Below are 14360 nucleotides of genomic sequence, written 5' to 3' on the forward strand. Positions count from 1 at the left end.
AGGGCCTTTGGATCCTGTGGCAAGGGTGTTTGTCGCCATGGACGGCGACAACAAGCGGTCATGGATGACCCAACCGGAAACAATCGCGTTCCTTGGCATAGGATCCCCGATCCGGTGCTGAACAGTTACGATTTTGTTTGATAACGCCAGAGCAGGGGGGCAGCATCGACAACAGTGGTTGCCGCCATGGGTTGATGCCGGATGTTCCCGCTAAGCCAACCCACATGCAACCCGGTACGTTACGTTAAGGAAAGCCGACGTAAGTATCCACACCATCTAAAAATAGATCATACTGGCTTTCCATTGCCTCTTTCAGGACATTAGCAGGAAATCCTCTGGCCAGGTTGCAGCGTAAGCCAATCCAGCCGATGGCGTCGATTGGTCCGAGGCTCATCAGATAACCTTTCTCCTGGTAACGGTAGGGTCGCAGCCCGCGTCCGGCGAGCAGGTTGCCGATATTGTGTGCCACCAGCTTGCCCTTGCGTATCGCGGCCTGGGCGGTAAGCAGGTTCAGTCCGTTGCCGGCGTAATCAGAACAATCGCCGGCGCTGAAGATGTCCGGCAGCAGCTCTCCTTCAATCTCGATTTGTCCGAAAGTATTGGTTGGGACGCTTAGGGGTTGTCGCTTGACGCCGGCAAACAATAGGGTCGCCGCCGAGTCCAGCTGATACTCCCTGCCGCTGCGGCATTCCTTCAGCATAATGCAAGCGTCAGTTTGCTCTTGGTATTCTGTCTCCGGCAGATAGCTGATCCCCTCTCGGTGCAACTTGCGGACAATATAGCGGTGGGCACCTTCAGGCAAAAAAGGGACAGTGCGATTGTTCATGTCGAGCAGGCGCAATCCGGCATCAATTTTCTGCTGGCGTAGCAGTGCTTTCAGTTCGAATAATATCTGCAGTCCGGTGGCGCCGCCACCGACAAAAGAAATATTCAGGGCCTCTGAGGCGGCGCGGGTACGCCACTCATCGAGCAAGGCCCGGCCGCGCCCGGCTATCAGGTGTTCCAGTCCGTAAACATGATGACCTCGGGGTGGAATCAACGAAGCGGCACCGGTGCTGACAATCAACCGGTCAAAATCGAGCTCACCATCAGCTAGAGGAATTTTTTTCTGCTGTTGCCAGTGTTTTAAGCTGTTGCTGTCAATGTGGAGACGTTGCTGATGAAAGATGAAGCCAAAGCGCTCTGCCAACCGGGCATAGGGGACGTTGAAGTCCGCAACCGGCCTGGCAAAGGTCTTGTGTAGATTGGTGATCTTGCAATGTTCTTTATTGGCGTCGATCAAGTGCAGTTGTGATTTCGGTACCTTTCCGGCCAGACTGATAAGGCTGGCCAGTCCCGCATAGCCGCCACCGACGACAACGACTTCAGCCATTATGTACTCCTTGCATTTGTGCGCAGCTGAGCCTCACTGGGGCAAAGCCCAGCACCCCGGCGCAAAGCACCACCAGGGTGACCCGCCCGGAAATATCTGTTTCCATAAATGATGATGCTTTGGCAAAAAGCATCAGGTTGGATGGCTCAGCTTAAAACGCCACATGGATATTTACAACCCGATAAAATCGGGCGAAGATAGAAGAAATCCGGCACGGATGACATTGAACTGAACATACCGACTGATCAAGAAAGAAGACCAGCCAATGAGTGACGAGCAGAGGTTCCATAACAGTCTGGACCCGGATCCTTTCAGAGTGTTTAGACAATGGTTGCAGGAGGCGGAGCAGGCCGGAAATGCCCAGCCGTATGCGATGACCCTGGCAACCTCGAGCAGCAACAATATCCCGTCGGCACGCATCGTACTGCTCAGGGGAAGCGACGAGCGTGGTTTTGTTTTTTTTACCAGCTATGACAGCCTCAAGGGGCAGCATCTTGAGGAAAATCCCTGTGCCGCCCTGCTGTTCTACTGGCCGGAAGTGTCCCGCCAGATTCGCATCGAAGGCGCGGTGGCACAACTGGATGGCGACACGTCGGATCGTTATTTCGCCGGCCGGCCCCGCGGCCACCAGCTGGAAGCGCATGCGTCCCCCCAGAGCCGGGTGATCAGCGGTCGCGCGGAGCTGGTTGAACGCTTTGCGGCGGTGGCGCAGCGGTTTGCAAGGAAGGATGTGCCGCGCCCCCGGAACTGGGGTGGGTATCGGGTTGTTCCTGAGTCGTTCGAGTTCTGGCGCGAAGGGGATAACCGCCTCCATGACCGGCGGCGTTATCGGCGTGATAAAGAGAACCGCTGGGTGATGGAAACCCTGGCCCCCTGATGTGTCACGCCAGTGGGGTCAGCAGGGGCGGGGTCACCCCGCCTCAACTCAAAAAGTTTTTCAGTCCGGTAAAAAAGATCTGCGCTGCAATGGCGGAGACAAAGAGTCCCGTCAACTTGGTCAGGATGGTCAAGCCTTGTTGACCAAGGATTTTTTCAAGTCGTCCGGCAATAAAGAGCAGGCCGCCGAGAACCAGTACGGCACTTAATAAAGCCAGCCCGGCAACGATTTTTTCTGCGATGCTGTCGAGGTCCGCCCCCAGGACCAGCAAGACTCCGATGGTTCCAGGACCGACGGTAATCGGTATGGCCAGGGGCACAACGGCGACATCTTCCCTTGATGTTTGGGGCGACACCGTTGCCTTGCCCTGAATCATCGCAACGGCTGAGAGGAACAGCACTGCTCCGGCACCGATACGAAAAGCATCGAGAGTGATACCGAACAGGGCGAAGATGTAAGTACCGAAAAAGAACAACACCAGGCAGCTAATGGCAACCGCCATGGCGATTTTGATGGCAATTCTGCGACGTTCTCCCAGAGAATCGTCCTTGGTCAGGGACAAAAAGGCCGAAATGACAAAGAATGGGGTAAAAATCAGAAATATTTTTAAAAAAAGATTGATAAACAAGGTTGCCATCTACTCACCCCGACGTACAATCAATGATTGGCGGTTTGCCAGTGAATCCCTTAATCGTCCCCAGGCCCTTCATTTTGGGCGTGGCTCTTAACGACAACCAGAGTAGCAATTCACTTGTCACAAATCACCTAAATTCCGGGCGGGGGAATCCTGCCCCTAGCGATGACAGGAGACCCTGATATGACCAACGACGACAAATTCCCCCCGGAAAAAAATCAGCCCGCCGGATATGTCCCTGCGAAGATCTGGACCTGGGAGCGTGAATCGGGGGGTGTTTTTGCCGGCATCAACCGAACGACTGCCGGGGCGCGGCACGACAGTGAACTGCCGGTCGGCGAACATCCCCATCAGCTTTATTCCCTGGGTACGCCCAACGGCATGAAGGTCACTATCATGTTCGAGGAGCTGCTGCAGGCCGGATTTGCCGGTGCCGAGTATGACGCCTGGCTGATCGATATCTCTCAGGGCGATCAGTTCGGCAGTGGTTTTGTCAAAGTGAACCCCAACTCCAAGATTCCGGCCCTGATTGATCGGCAGCCCAGGCTGACAGCGGCTGATCAGCCGGGTCCGGTCACGGTGTTTGAGAGTGCCTCGATTCTGCTGTATCTGGCGGAAAAGTTCGGCGCGTTTCTGCCGCAAGATCTGCATGGCCGCACCGCCACCTTGAACTGGCTCATGTGGCAGATGGGATCGGCTCCTTTTCTGGGCGGCGGTTTCGGCCATTTTTATGTCTATGCGCCACTCAAGATGGAATATGCCATCGACCGTTTTGCCATGGAGGCCAAGCGTCAACTGGATGTGCTTGACCGGCATCTGGCAGAGCATCCATATATGGTCGGCGATACCTATAGCATCGCCGATATGGCGATCTGGCCCTGGTATGGCCGATTGGCCCTGGAGCAGATCTATGATGATGCCGGCACCTTTTTATCGGTGAACGATTATCAGCACGTGCAGCGCTGGGCCGGCCTCATCGACGCTCGCCCAGCGGTCAAACGCGGGATTCTGGTCAATCGCAAGGATGGGGTGGAAGAGCGCCACTCCGCAGCGGATTTTGATTAACCTGTCCACCTTTTGCAGCTGATAACAACGTGCCATGGAGTCTGGAGAACGATGCATAGCTTCGACCGTATCAACGTCATCACCGAAAAGGATCAGATTCTCGAAGTCGATGTTACCAGCTACCAGGCAGATGCCATCTGGATACTGGTGGGGAAGGGGGAGCACAGCGTCAAATGCCGGCTGATGCCGAGCCGCAACGAGCTTGCTTATGTCGGCTCGGTTATGGGGCGTGAGCTGATTTATAAACGCAGTGTCAAGCAGGTTCGTGTAGATATTCACCAACTGGGGAGATAGCTTGATAACCGCCAATATGAATTTCATTTTGATGAAAATAAGGATGTTTGCTGGTATGTTTAAGCGATGATGAAGTTGAACAGTTGATAGTTGGCATAATAACGGGTGAGCAAATGGTCCTGACGATCAAATTATATGGCGTGTTCCGTATCGACCGCTTCAAGGAGCAACAACTTGAGTTTGCTGCCGGGGCCTGTGTGGATGAGGTGGTGGAGCGCCTGCAGTTGAACCGGCAGTTGCTGGGGATCATTCTGATCAATGAACAACACGCCGACATCAATGCCACCCTTGTCGATGGTGATGTTCTGGCGTTGTTGCCGATTCTTGAAGGCGGGTAGCTGGATATGGCATTATCTGCCACGAGCGTTGGTCATGCCTTATGGCACTAGTTATGCGGCTATTCAGTCCGATCGCTGTCACAGGATCCGCGGCCCGGTGCTGAACAGATACAAACGAGGAGAAGCCCCATGCAGATTCTTACCACCGATCCCATTAAGGAACCGTCGAGGATCCTCTACCATCGTTGTGTCCTGGATCTGCAAAGCGGTAGGCAGACTTTTACCGACATACCCTGCAACAATCTTGAGGATGTGCTGGGGGGCTTCGGCCGCTCCTTTCAGCAACTGGCAAAGCGTCCGGTAGGGCAGGCCTACTGCGCTGAAAACCCCCTGATTATCAATACCGGGCTACTCACCGGCAGTAGTGCCATGACCGGGATGCGCACCTATTTTTCCGCTTACAGCCCGTTGAAACAATCGCTAAAAGGCTTGCCGGCGGCGATCTGGTCGGCCGCTAGCGGCAAGTTCGGCGCCAAGTTCAAATGGACCGGCCTGGATGAACTGATCCTTGAAAATCGTTCAGATAAACCGGTTTATCTGGTTATCCGCCACACCGATCAGGGACCGCAGATTGAGGTTAAGTCGGCGGAACACCTGGGAGGACTGACTACCCATGAAAAAATCATGGCTCTGCAGCAGCACTACGAGGATGCCCACTTTGCCGCCATCGGACCGGCCGGAGAGAACTGGCAGCAGGTATTGATGGGTTCAGTCGCCCTGTCGACGGAAAACCAGCTGCGCAGCGGCGAAGATAAACAGCGCTTTGCCGGGCGTGGCGGGATGGGCAGCCTGATGGGTTACAAGAACGTGCTGGCGTTGGTGGCCCAGGCCCCCGATCCGGAAATATCCCTGACCGCAGTGGTCAAAAAGGTCAATTTCAACGTCATCAAGGGGGGTGGTTCAGCCCGGCTGCAGCCGATCAAGCGTGGCGGCGGTGGCGGGACCTGGGCCGCCTATGACGTGATGCAACCCTTCCATGCCGTGCCGATCAATAATTTCCGCCCCCAGGGGAACGACCTGCCCGAACGGATGCTGCGCGAAAATGTCGAGAAGGAGTACGCGCTCGAATCCTCTGCCTGCTGGCGCTGCGGCATCACCTGTCACAACTACGTCTATGAAAAAAAAGCTGACGGTAGCTGCGGCGAATTTCTCGCCAAGTTTGACTACGAGCCTCTGAATCTGCTCAGTACCAATATTGGTGTTCATCATCCCGGTCAGGCCGCGCGGCTGATCCAGGCGTGTGATCTGATGGGGATGGATGCTATCAGTTTGGGCGTGACCCTCGCTTACCTGTTGTCGTGGAATGAGCGTCATGCGGACCAGCAACTTCATGGTGGTGTGCGTTTTGGTGACTATGAGAAGATTCGGGAGCTGATTCTTGAAACCGGCCGGGGGAACTGTCCTGACGTTGGCAGCGGCTCCATGCGTCTGGCACAGAAGACCGGCGAAACCGATTACGCCTATCATGTCAAGGGGCTGGAGATTGCCGCCTACCAGCCGGAAACCAATCCGGGATACATCTGGGCGATAGCTGGTGGCCATATGTCCATGGGCACCTACGGCATGCTGATTCGCGAAGGCAAGACCGATATCGAGTCCTGGGTCGCTGCCATTACCCGCGACAAGTTGCAGATTGTCGGTTTCGACATGATTGGCCTGTGCAAGTTTTTTGATATCAGCAACGGCATCGGCACCCAGATGGTGGTTGATTGTCTCAAAAGTGATTTCAATCTTGAGGTGACCCAGGAGGATCTCAAGACGGCGGTTCGGCGGGCGTTTATCCTTGGGCTGATCATGGAAAAGCGTCAGGGCTATACGATGGCTGAATATGCCCTGCCGGCTGAAGTGGCAAAAGAACCCAATCCCCACATCAAGGGGTCTGATATCAGCAACCTCGCATATATTGAACAGCTCAGCCAGCGGGTGTGGGCGGTGTTTAAGCCGGAGATGGAGCAGGTAGAAAAAGAGCTGCTGGAAAGGTATTGAAGTGAAACTATTATTCCGGAACTTGCTGTTAGTCGGTTTTTTTGTGTTTTTTTTCGTATCCACCGTCGTTGCTTTTGAACCAGAAATGCCGGGTCCTCGTGATCGCTGTCCGGTCTGCGGCATGTTTGTTGCCAAGTACCCGGAATGGGTTGCCACTATTGTTCTTAACGATGGTCATCAGCTATTCTTCGACGGGGCCAAGGATATGTTCCGCTATTATTTCAGCCTGCCCGAGGGCAAAGTGACACGCGACGATATCCGGGGCATCTTTGTCACCGAGTACTACAGCGCTCGGTATGCACCGGCAGATGAGGTGTTTTTTGTGTTGGGAACGGAAGTTTATGGGCCCATGGGCGCTGAATTGATTCCGGTGCGCGGACGCCGGCACGCCGAAACCTTTATGAAGGACTATAGTGGCAACCGGATGGTGCTTTTTGATGAGGTCACGGCCGACATGCTGCCGCTGGATGATCGATGACCCGCAGTGTCCTCTGCTTGAGCGTTTTGCTGGCCGGCGCGACGCTGCTTTTGAGTTTGCTGCTCCCGGCACAGCAATCGTTTCATCAGGACAGCGCGCGCTGGCAGAATAAACGTGATCTGGTCGCCGCGCTGGCAATTACCGACCTGTCGCTAAGCAGCGAAGCGCGCTATACCCGCCACGTCAGTCAGGCCGATCTGTTTTCCGCTTTTCAGGATTTTCCTGCGTCATTTGAGCATTTTCCCACCGGTTCGATGATTCCGCCACGCCCTGCCGGTTACAGCGGGCGGGTGTTGTTTGAATCAGCTCAACGGGTTCGGCCATGATTCTCAACCTCAAATTGCTTGAATACAGCCTCTCCAGCCTGTGGCGGCGTAAGGAAAAGAACCTGGCTCTGGTGAGCGTCTATGCCCTGGTGATTGCCACCCTGGGGTCGGTGTTGCTCTTGACCCATGCCCTGAAAACCGAAGCCCTCATGACCCTGACAGCCGCTCCGGAAATTGTCGTGCAGCGCACCCTGGGGGGGCGCCACGAGTTGATTCCCATTGCTTATGCCCGGACAATTAGCGAGTTTCCCGGGGTCGGCAGGGTGACACCGCGGGTCTGGGGTTATTATTACGATTCTCTGGTCAAGGCCAACTTGACCCTGATCGGTATCGAGGGGTACCACGAGCAACTCGAACTGCTTGAGGGACGCTTTCCGCAAGCGCCGGATGAGTGCGTTATTGGTGCCGGGGTGGCGGATGCTTTTGGCCCGCAGATTGGTGATTTCCTGGTGCTGGAGGACAGCAGCAAGCGACGATCGGAGTTTCGCGTCAGTGGTATCTTCCGGTCCGCATCGAATCTGCTTACTAACGATCTGGTGGTGGTGCAGGAGGCTGCCCTGCGCGAATTTTTTGCGATGCCTGCTGAATTGGCCACCGACTTGACGGTGCAGGTTTATAACTCTCGTGAAGTTGGTACCATAGCTAAAAAGATTAGCTATTTACTGCCCGACAGTCGCCCCATCACCCGCGATGAACTGCTGCATACATACGATTCTCTGTTTAACTGGCGCAGCGGCATGATGCTGGCGGTATTTGTCTCGGCGTTGATGGCCTTTCTGATTCTCGCCTGGGATCGGGCAACCGGCATCAGTGCCGAGGAAAGGCGTGAAATCGGGATCTTGAAGGCCCTGGGGTGGGAAACCTCCCACGTTCTCGGGGCCAAATTGCGCGAAGCCCTGCTGCTTTCCCTGACGGCCTTTATGGCCGGATTGCTGCTGGCCTGGTGGCATGTGTTCGTGCTTGGCGCCCCGTTACTGATGCCCTTGTTAAAGGGCTGGTCGGTGCTCTTTCCAGAGTTTGACTTGCCCCCGGTGGTCGATCTGTATCAGCTGGCGGTGCTCGGCTGTGTGACCATTATTCCGTATCTGGCCTGTACCCTGATTCCGGCCTGGAAAGCTGCCAGCAGCGATCCGGACGATGTGATGCGGGGGTGATGACCTTGGCCATAGATCACATTAGCAGCAGGCCGCTGATCCGCGTTGATGAGGTCAGTAAGATTTATCATCAGGGGAAACCCGCTGAAGTGCGTGCGCTGCAGAATATCTCTCTGGAAATTTTTGCGGGGGAGGTGGTGGCCCTGAGTGGGCCGAGTGGTTCCGGCAAGTCGACGCTCTTGTCTCTGATCGGTTGCATGTCGCGCCCGACGCAAGGAACCATCTATCTGCAAGAGCGCCGTGTCAGCCGCCTGCCGGAGGCTTTTCTGGCCCGGATCCGCCGCGAGACCTATGGTTTTGTCTTTCAGCAGTATCATCTGCTGCGCGATGTTTCGGTTCTTGATAACCTGCTGTTTCCTCTTTACCCGGCCGCCATGCCCATGAAAACCATGCGTGAGCGGGCGCTGGTGCTGCTCGAGACATTTTCCCTGACAGACAAAGAAAAAACAAAAGTTCGCCGGCTCTCCGGTGGCGAGCAGCAGCGGGTGGCTCTGGCACGCGCTCTTATGGCTGATCCGCCGATCATTATTGCCGACGAACCGACGGCTCATCTCGATGCTGAATTGACGGCCGAACTGCTGACGATGCTGACGGAACTTCACGCTGAGGGGCGTACCATTATTATTGCGACCCATGACCCGGTTGTTCATCAGTCGTCCCTGATCAGCCGCAGGGTTGCCCTGCGCCACGGCCAACTGGCTGACGCTGAAAACTCGAGGGGCGGACAGTGATCCTCCATCCGGGCATTCTCGCTCTGCTGTTCGGTTCAACCCTGATCCTGTTGCTGCTGCTGATAGCCGGCGGGGTGGCGTTGCGGATTGTCCGTCACTGGAACAGCGCCAGCGGTTCTGCGACCCAGTTGCAACTGGAACGGCAGACCTGGCTGGTAGCAACCCTGCTGAAATACGTCATTGGCTTTCAGATCATTACCCTGTTCCTCCTGCTTTTCACCCTCGATGAAATCCACCCCCTGTTTGTCGGCGCCATGTGCGCGACCGGTTCGCTTAATGCCAACCTCGTCGGCTGGCTGGTGCTGTTGATTAAAATCTGGCTGGTCTTTGCTGGCGCGATGTGGCTGGCGCTCAATTACCTCGATCAGCGTACCGAAGATACGCCGCTGGTCCGTATGAAATATCTGCTGTTACTGCTGCTGATTCCGCTGGTAGCCCTTGATCTGTGGCTGCAATGGGAATACTTCAGCGGCCTGCGGCCGCAGATGATTACCTCCTGCTGTGGCTCCCTGTTTTCTGCCGAAGGGGAAGGGGTAATCAGTACCCTCGCCGGGTTGCCGGTTAAGCAGGGCGTGCCCCGGTTTTTTGCCGTGGTTGTTTTGTATGCTGTGCTGCTGTTGGCTAATCTGCGCTGGCGGGCTGTGGTGCTGAGGAATCTGCTGTTTGTTGCTGCGGTACTGCTGTTTTTTGCCTCCCTGGCGGCGCTGGTGTCTTTTCTATCCCTCTATATTTACCAGCTGCCGAGCCACCAGTGCCCCTTTGATATGCTCCAGGGGCACTACTACTATATCGGCTATCCCATTTATCTCGGCCTGTTTATGGCCACCCTTTTCGCACTGCTGCCGGGGCTGTGTCGACCGTTGGCAACAACAAACAGTCTGCAGCAGGAACTTGAGCGTATTGAGCCGGTCTGGTTGCGTCTGGCCCTGTTCGGCCTGATGCTGTTTCTTGTGAGCAGTTGCTGGCAGATGGTGTTTGGGCCGTTGCAACTGCTGGGGTCTTGAATATTATTTTTTCAGGCTGGCCAGGGCGGCAAAGGGGGAGTGGGAGAGGGAGGGTTTTGTCGCATTCGATCCCGTCTCCCCGTCGCGGTCTTCCTGAACCCCGCGGGTGTGCTCGTGGTCGTGGCAATAGACGCAGAGCAGTTCCCAGTTGCTGCCATCCGGCGGATTGTTGTCGTGATTATGATCCTTATGGTGAACGGTAAGTTCACGGATTTTTTTCCCTTCCAGTTCGCGGGTGCAGCGGCCACAGACGTGGGGGAAGAGTTTCAGGGCCTGTTCACGGTAGCCAGACTGCCGTTGGCGGTGCTCATCGCGCATGGCTTCCAGCCGTTGTTCCAGCTCTTCGGGACTCAAGGTTTTTTTCTGTTTGTTGTTCATCAATCGTGCTTCTCCTGCCGGTAAAAACAATCAAGCCAGTTACTGTTGTCTGACTCTGCGTCATTGTAGGTGCTGCCTGCCATTGCCTGAAAGCCGCTGAATGCAGTGACAATACGCTGAACCAGGTGCTCACGGCAATTCTCAAAGAGCTTTGCACTGTACCCTGCATCGCCCAGTTCCTCAACCAGATGCAGGGCAATAATGGCGCTGATGAGCTGACCAAAGGCGTTGAGCCGACGCTGTGACAAAGGCAGGGTCAGTTCAACATTCAGATGGGCTTTAAGATAAGCTGCTGCGCGGCTGGTCAGGGCAAATGCACGGATAAAGGTCAGCAGGTTGTTTTCCTTTTGCCGAAGCATCATTTTCTGAACGGCTTCTGCAATCTGGATATAAAGAATATCGTTGGAGCCTTCAAAAATCTGGAAGGGACGGCTGTCGACCAGGGCACGACCGGCAATATGATCAAGTCGGTAGCCTTTGGCACCGACCAGTTGCAGCAATGACTGGGCTGATTCCTGCATCAGATCGGTGACCAGGGTTTTGACCGCATTGGCTTCGAGACCTGCGCCGGACAGATCATGTTCTGTGCCGGCTTTTTTACTGCTGTTCAGGCACATGGCCGCGGCGATCGTCACATTGGCCTGCAGGGTTGACAACCGTTGTTGGACCTGGTCGTAGCTGAACAGGCTTTTGCCGCCAACCTGGCGCTGCCGGCAATGGGCTAGCGCCTCATCCTCCATGCGCTGCAGAAAGCCCAGAGCCATGCCGGGAAACTGCATGCGGCTGCGGTGAAGCAGGTCGAGCATCATTTTGATGCCGGTGCTGTGGGGTTCGAGCTTCTGCCGCTTGGGTATCTTGACGTCGATGCGGTTACGACCGTAGGGGAGCAGGTAGATGCCGAGATTTTCGAAGAATTCTTCGACAACGATGGTCTGATTCTGTGCAGAGCTGTCACAGATAAAGAAATCAACGTCGCGCCCGAGTTGACCGGATTCATTTTTGCGGCGTGCCGTCAGGAGCCAGTAGTCCGCCCAGCCAGTCAGCCCGGCCCAATGTTTCAGGCCCTGAAGGTGATAATAATCCCCCTGCTCCTGGTAGCAACTCTGCATGTGCAGGGCGTCGCTGCCAAAGTCAGGCTCAGTGATCATCAGTCCACCCATCTTCTGCTGGGTTAGAAAACCGTCAAAAACGGGTTGCTTGACCGCTTCCTGAGCGTATTTGGCCATCGGTTGTAAAAACAGGGCCCAGTTGATGCCGAAGCCCAGGGACAAGGGCAGGGATTCGTAGCTGGCTGCCGAGAGGAGCGCCAACCCTTCATGGATATGTCCGCCGCGTCCGCCGTACTGTTGCGGGATAAAGGTGGACATGGGCTGTGCCGCAAGGATGTCGCGCAGGACGAACGGCGGGGCGCCACGCTTGACGCTGAGCTTGTCGATGTCGCTGCGGATGTGGAACAGCTGCTGAAGCCGGGTTTTGAAGGTTGCTAGAAAAGCGTTGAAATCGGCTGTCGGATGTTGCTGAGGGGAGGATGTCATAAGGACTCCGTTTTGATGGATGCACATGCGCTATTTATCCCAGAAAAAGCTTTTATCCACGGAAAACACGGAAAGCACGAACAAAAACTTAAAGACATAAAACTTCCTTAACCTCTTTGGTGAATGACTATTTGCTGTAATTGTTTAATATTCCGTGGATTTTCGTGTTTTCAGTGGACCAAAAGCCGTTAGGTTGATAAGTGTTTAGGATATTACCCGAAAAAAAGGCCCCGACACAGTAGCCGGGGCCTTTTTTTATGATTAGACGTTGTGATTGTTGAAGATCTTCAGGCTCACTTACAGAGTTGCAGCAACTAACTGCTGTGGTGGTTCAGAGACGATCATCTATCTACCTCCCTCTGGTATGTGTTTGATTTCAATCTATCACAGGACCCTGCTGATATTCAAGTACAGCACGGATATTTTTAGATGATCGCCTTCATCCCCTGCATGGCCGCGCGCAGGTGCTCGCCGACTTCTTCAATCAGATGGTTACGGATGTCGGCATTGATTTCCACCAGAATCTGGTTGTCGACATAATTGTCATTGAGTTCCAGCCCCTTGCCGATCACATCGGTATCGACGCCGGCCATGAAGTCCTTGAGCAATGGCACGCAGGCATGGGAGAAGAGATAACAACCATACTCAGCGGTATCAGAAATGATCCGGTTCATCTCGTAGAGTTTTTTGCGGGCAATGGTGTTGGCAATCAGCGGTGTCTCGTGCAGTGACTCGTAGTAAGCCGATTCCGGCTCGATCCCGGCAGAAACCATCACTTCAAAGGCCAGTTCAACCCCGGCCTTGACCATGGCGACCATCAGAATCCCCTTGTCGTAAAACTCCTGCTCGGAAATATCGCCGGCACCTTCAGTTTGTTCGAAGGCGGTTTTGCCGGTTTCTTCGCGCCAGGTCAGCAATTTTATATCGTTGTTGGCCCAGTCTGCCATCATGGTGCGGGAAAATTCACCGGAAAGAATGTCGTCCATGTGTTTTTCAAACAGCGGCTCGAGGATGTCTTTCAGTTCTTCAGCCAGGGCAAAGGCTTTGAATTTTGCCGGGTTGGAAAGGCGATCGAGCATCAGGGTGATGCCGCCGTGCTTGAGGGATTCGGTGATGACTTCCCACCCCTTTTGAATCAGTTTAACGGCATAGGGGGCGTTGATACCACCAGCGACCATTTTGTCGAAGCAGAGCAGAGAACCGGCCTGGAGCATACCGCAGAGGATGGTCTGTTCACCCATCAGGTCCGATTTGACTTCAGCGATAAAAGAGGATTCGAGAACCCCGGCGCGGTCGCCACCCTGAGCCGAACACAGGGCTTTGGCAATCTCAAGGCCATCGCCGTTGGGATCGTTCTCGCCATGGACAGCGATCAGGGTCGGCACGCCAAAACCACGCTTATATTCTTCGCGTACCTCACTGCCCGGGCACTTGGGGGCAACCATGATGACGGTCAGGTCTTGACGGATTTTAGTCCCCTCTTCAACGATGTTGAACCCATGCGCATAGCTGAAGGTCGCCCCTTTTTTCATCAACGGCACCACGGTGTTGACGACATCGGTGTGCTGTTTGTCAGGAGCGAGGTTCATGACGATGTCGGCCGTCGGCAACATCTCTTCGTAATAACCGACGCTAAAACCGTTGTCGGTGGCGTTTTGCCAGGATTGGCGCTTCTGTTCGATCGCTTCCTTGCGCAGGGTGTAAGAAACATCGAGCCCGCTGTCGCGCATGTTCAGCCCCTGGTTAAGCCCCTGGGCACCGCAGCCGACGATAACGATTTTTTTGCCCTTGGCGTAATTGCAGCCGTTGGTAAATTCTTCCGCGTCCATGAAGCGGCAGGTGGCAAGCTCTTGAAGTTGACGACGAAACGGCAGTGAATTGAAGTAGTTCTGACCCATGTTTGTTCTCCTGGTACTGTTGGTTGACAAAAATTAACGAACTCATACAGAGATCTGTTATCAAGAGATCGCCGGAAAAAATAACTCTGACACAATCCGCCATTCTATAACAGATTACTGTGTTGCGTAAATTGATTTATTTGGTTATCCACTTCGCTCCAGCTATAACAGTTAGAAGATCGCGACCGATGCGACTTGCTAATAATCTGGATCCTGCGACTTCGCGCAGGATGACACAGAAGGACGTTGATGGAAAAAAACGGGTGTCATTCTGCGCGGAGCGAGGCGTA

General features: G+C 54.6%; 15 protein-coding genes. 10 read left to right on the top strand and 5 right to left on the bottom strand.

The features are described 5' to 3' along the window. Positions 1 to 244 precede the first annotated feature (244 nt). Complete coding sequence (locus tag AC6F7T_RS00650; RefSeq protein WP_500716017.1) at positions 245 to 1372, bottom strand: FAD-dependent oxidoreductase; 1128 nt, start codon at positions 1370 to 1372, stop codon at positions 245 to 247. 265 nt (positions 1373 to 1637) lie between these two features. Between AC6F7T_RS00650 and pdxH the strand changes: the two genes are divergently transcribed. After that, positions 1638 to 2249, top strand: a complete 612-nt coding sequence (pdxH, locus tag AC6F7T_RS00655) for a pyridoxamine 5'-phosphate oxidase (RefSeq protein WP_500716018.1) — start codon at positions 1638 to 1640, stop codon at positions 2247 to 2249. A gap of 43 nt (positions 2250 to 2292) precedes the next feature. Here pdxH and AC6F7T_RS00660 read toward each other — a convergent pair whose 3' ends face one another. Next, positions 2293 to 2886, bottom strand: coding sequence for a MarC family protein (locus tag AC6F7T_RS00660; RefSeq protein WP_500716019.1), 594 nt, complete (start codon positions 2884 to 2886; stop codon positions 2293 to 2295). A gap of 180 nt (positions 2887 to 3066) precedes the next feature. Between AC6F7T_RS00660 and yghU the strand changes: the two genes are divergently transcribed. From yghU to AC6F7T_RS00705, 9 genes are all read left to right on the top strand, one after another. Continuing rightward, complete coding sequence (gene yghU / locus AC6F7T_RS00665) at positions 3067 to 3948, top strand: glutathione-dependent disulfide-bond oxidoreductase (RefSeq protein ID WP_500716020.1); 882 nt, start codon at positions 3067 to 3069, stop codon at positions 3946 to 3948. A gap of 51 nt (positions 3949 to 3999) precedes the next feature. After that, complete coding sequence (locus tag AC6F7T_RS00670; protein ID WP_500716021.1) at positions 4000 to 4242, top strand: hypothetical protein; 243 nt, start codon at positions 4000 to 4002, stop codon at positions 4240 to 4242. A gap of 113 nt (positions 4243 to 4355) precedes the next feature. Next, the gene (locus AC6F7T_RS00675; RefSeq protein ID WP_500716022.1) at positions 4356 to 4580 is read left to right on the top strand and encodes a MoaD/ThiS family protein; all 225 of its coding nucleotides are present in this window, start codon (positions 4356 to 4358) and stop codon (positions 4578 to 4580) included. Positions 4581 to 4709: 129 nt separating this feature from the next. Further along, positions 4710 to 6566 (top strand): aldehyde ferredoxin oxidoreductase C-terminal domain-containing protein, encoded by a 1857-nt coding sequence (locus AC6F7T_RS00680; protein ID WP_500716023.1) that lies wholly within the window; start codon positions 4710 to 4712, stop codon positions 6564 to 6566. Position 6567: 1 nt separating this feature from the next. Continuing rightward, positions 6568 to 7044: a nitrous oxide reductase accessory protein NosL gene (locus AC6F7T_RS00685; RefSeq protein WP_500716024.1), complete on the top strand. Its 477-nt coding sequence runs from the start codon at positions 6568 to 6570 to the stop codon at positions 7042 to 7044. Continuing rightward, complete coding sequence (locus tag AC6F7T_RS00690) at positions 7041 to 7370, top strand: hypothetical protein (RefSeq protein ID WP_500716025.1); 330 nt, start codon at positions 7041 to 7043, stop codon at positions 7368 to 7370. Before AC6F7T_RS00685 ends, AC6F7T_RS00690 begins: the two co-directional genes overlap by 4 nt. After that, entirely contained in the window at positions 7367 to 8524 is a 1158-nt protein-coding gene (locus AC6F7T_RS00695) for an ABC transporter permease (protein WP_500716026.1), read from the top strand. Before AC6F7T_RS00690 ends, AC6F7T_RS00695 begins: the two co-directional genes overlap by 4 nt. A 5-nt stretch (positions 8525 to 8529) precedes the next feature. After that, positions 8530 to 9255: an ATP-binding cassette domain-containing protein gene (locus tag AC6F7T_RS00700; protein ID WP_500716027.1), complete on the top strand. Its 726-nt coding sequence runs from the start codon at positions 8530 to 8532 to the stop codon at positions 9253 to 9255. Then, complete coding sequence (locus AC6F7T_RS00705) at positions 9252 to 10259, top strand: hypothetical protein (RefSeq protein ID WP_500716028.1); 1008 nt, start codon at positions 9252 to 9254, stop codon at positions 10257 to 10259. Before AC6F7T_RS00700 ends, AC6F7T_RS00705 begins: the two co-directional genes overlap by 4 nt. 3 nt (positions 10260 to 10262) lie before the next feature. Here AC6F7T_RS00705 and AC6F7T_RS00710 read toward each other — a convergent pair whose 3' ends face one another. The 3 genes from AC6F7T_RS00710 to ilvC all read right to left on the bottom strand — a co-directional run bounded on the left by AC6F7T_RS00710 (position 10263) and on the right by ilvC (position 14070). Further along, positions 10263 to 10637 (bottom strand): YajD family HNH nuclease, encoded by a 375-nt coding sequence (locus tag AC6F7T_RS00710; RefSeq protein ID WP_500716029.1) that lies wholly within the window; start codon positions 10635 to 10637, stop codon positions 10263 to 10265. After that, positions 10637 to 12172, bottom strand: coding sequence for an acyl-CoA dehydrogenase family protein (locus tag AC6F7T_RS00715; protein ID WP_500716030.1), 1536 nt, complete (start codon positions 12170 to 12172; stop codon positions 10637 to 10639). The genes AC6F7T_RS00710 and AC6F7T_RS00715 overlap by 1 nt, the downstream gene beginning before the upstream one ends. A gap of 425 nt (positions 12173 to 12597) precedes the next feature. After that, positions 12598 to 14070: a ketol-acid reductoisomerase gene (gene ilvC, locus AC6F7T_RS00720; RefSeq protein WP_500716031.1), complete on the bottom strand. Its 1473-nt coding sequence runs from the start codon at positions 14068 to 14070 to the stop codon at positions 12598 to 12600. Positions 14071 to 14360 lie beyond the last annotated feature (290 nt).

Source organism: Pelovirga sp., from assembly GCF_059864205.1.

What these genes read in the sequence shown, in the direction of transcription:
- AC6F7T_RS00650 (WP_500716017.1), bottom strand. Translation starts at nt 1,372, where the DNA reads ATGGCTGAAGTCGTTGTCGTCGGTGGCGGCTATGCGGGACTGGCCAGC.
- pdxH (WP_500716018.1), top strand. Translation starts at nt 1,638, where the DNA reads ATGAGTGACGAGCAGAGGTTCCATAACAGTCTGGACCCGGATCCTTTC.
- AC6F7T_RS00660 (WP_500716019.1), bottom strand. Translation starts at nt 2,886, where the DNA reads ATGGCAACCTTGTTTATCAATCTTTTTTTAAAAATATTTCTGATTTTT.
- yghU (WP_500716020.1), top strand. Translation starts at nt 3,067, where the DNA reads ATGACCAACGACGACAAATTCCCCCCGGAAAAAAATCAGCCCGCCGGA.
- AC6F7T_RS00670 (WP_500716021.1), top strand. Translation starts at nt 4,000, where the DNA reads ATGCATAGCTTCGACCGTATCAACGTCATCACCGAAAAGGATCAGATT.
- AC6F7T_RS00675 (WP_500716022.1), top strand. Translation starts at nt 4,356, where the DNA reads ATGGTCCTGACGATCAAATTATATGGCGTGTTCCGTATCGACCGCTTC.
- AC6F7T_RS00680 (WP_500716023.1), top strand. Translation starts at nt 4,710, where the DNA reads ATGCAGATTCTTACCACCGATCCCATTAAGGAACCGTCGAGGATCCTC.
- AC6F7T_RS00690 (WP_500716025.1), top strand. Translation starts at nt 7,041, where the DNA reads ATGACCCGCAGTGTCCTCTGCTTGAGCGTTTTGCTGGCCGGCGCGACG.
- AC6F7T_RS00695 (WP_500716026.1), top strand. Translation starts at nt 7,367, where the DNA reads ATGATTCTCAACCTCAAATTGCTTGAATACAGCCTCTCCAGCCTGTGG.
- AC6F7T_RS00710 (WP_500716029.1), bottom strand. Translation starts at nt 10,637, where the DNA reads ATGAACAACAAACAGAAAAAAACCTTGAGTCCCGAAGAGCTGGAACAA.
- AC6F7T_RS00715 (WP_500716030.1), bottom strand. Translation starts at nt 12,172, where the DNA reads ATGACATCCTCCCCTCAGCAACATCCGACAGCCGATTTCAACGCTTTT.
- ilvC (WP_500716031.1), bottom strand. Translation starts at nt 14,070, where the DNA reads ATGGGTCAGAACTACTTCAATTCACTGCCGTTTCGTCGTCAACTTCAA.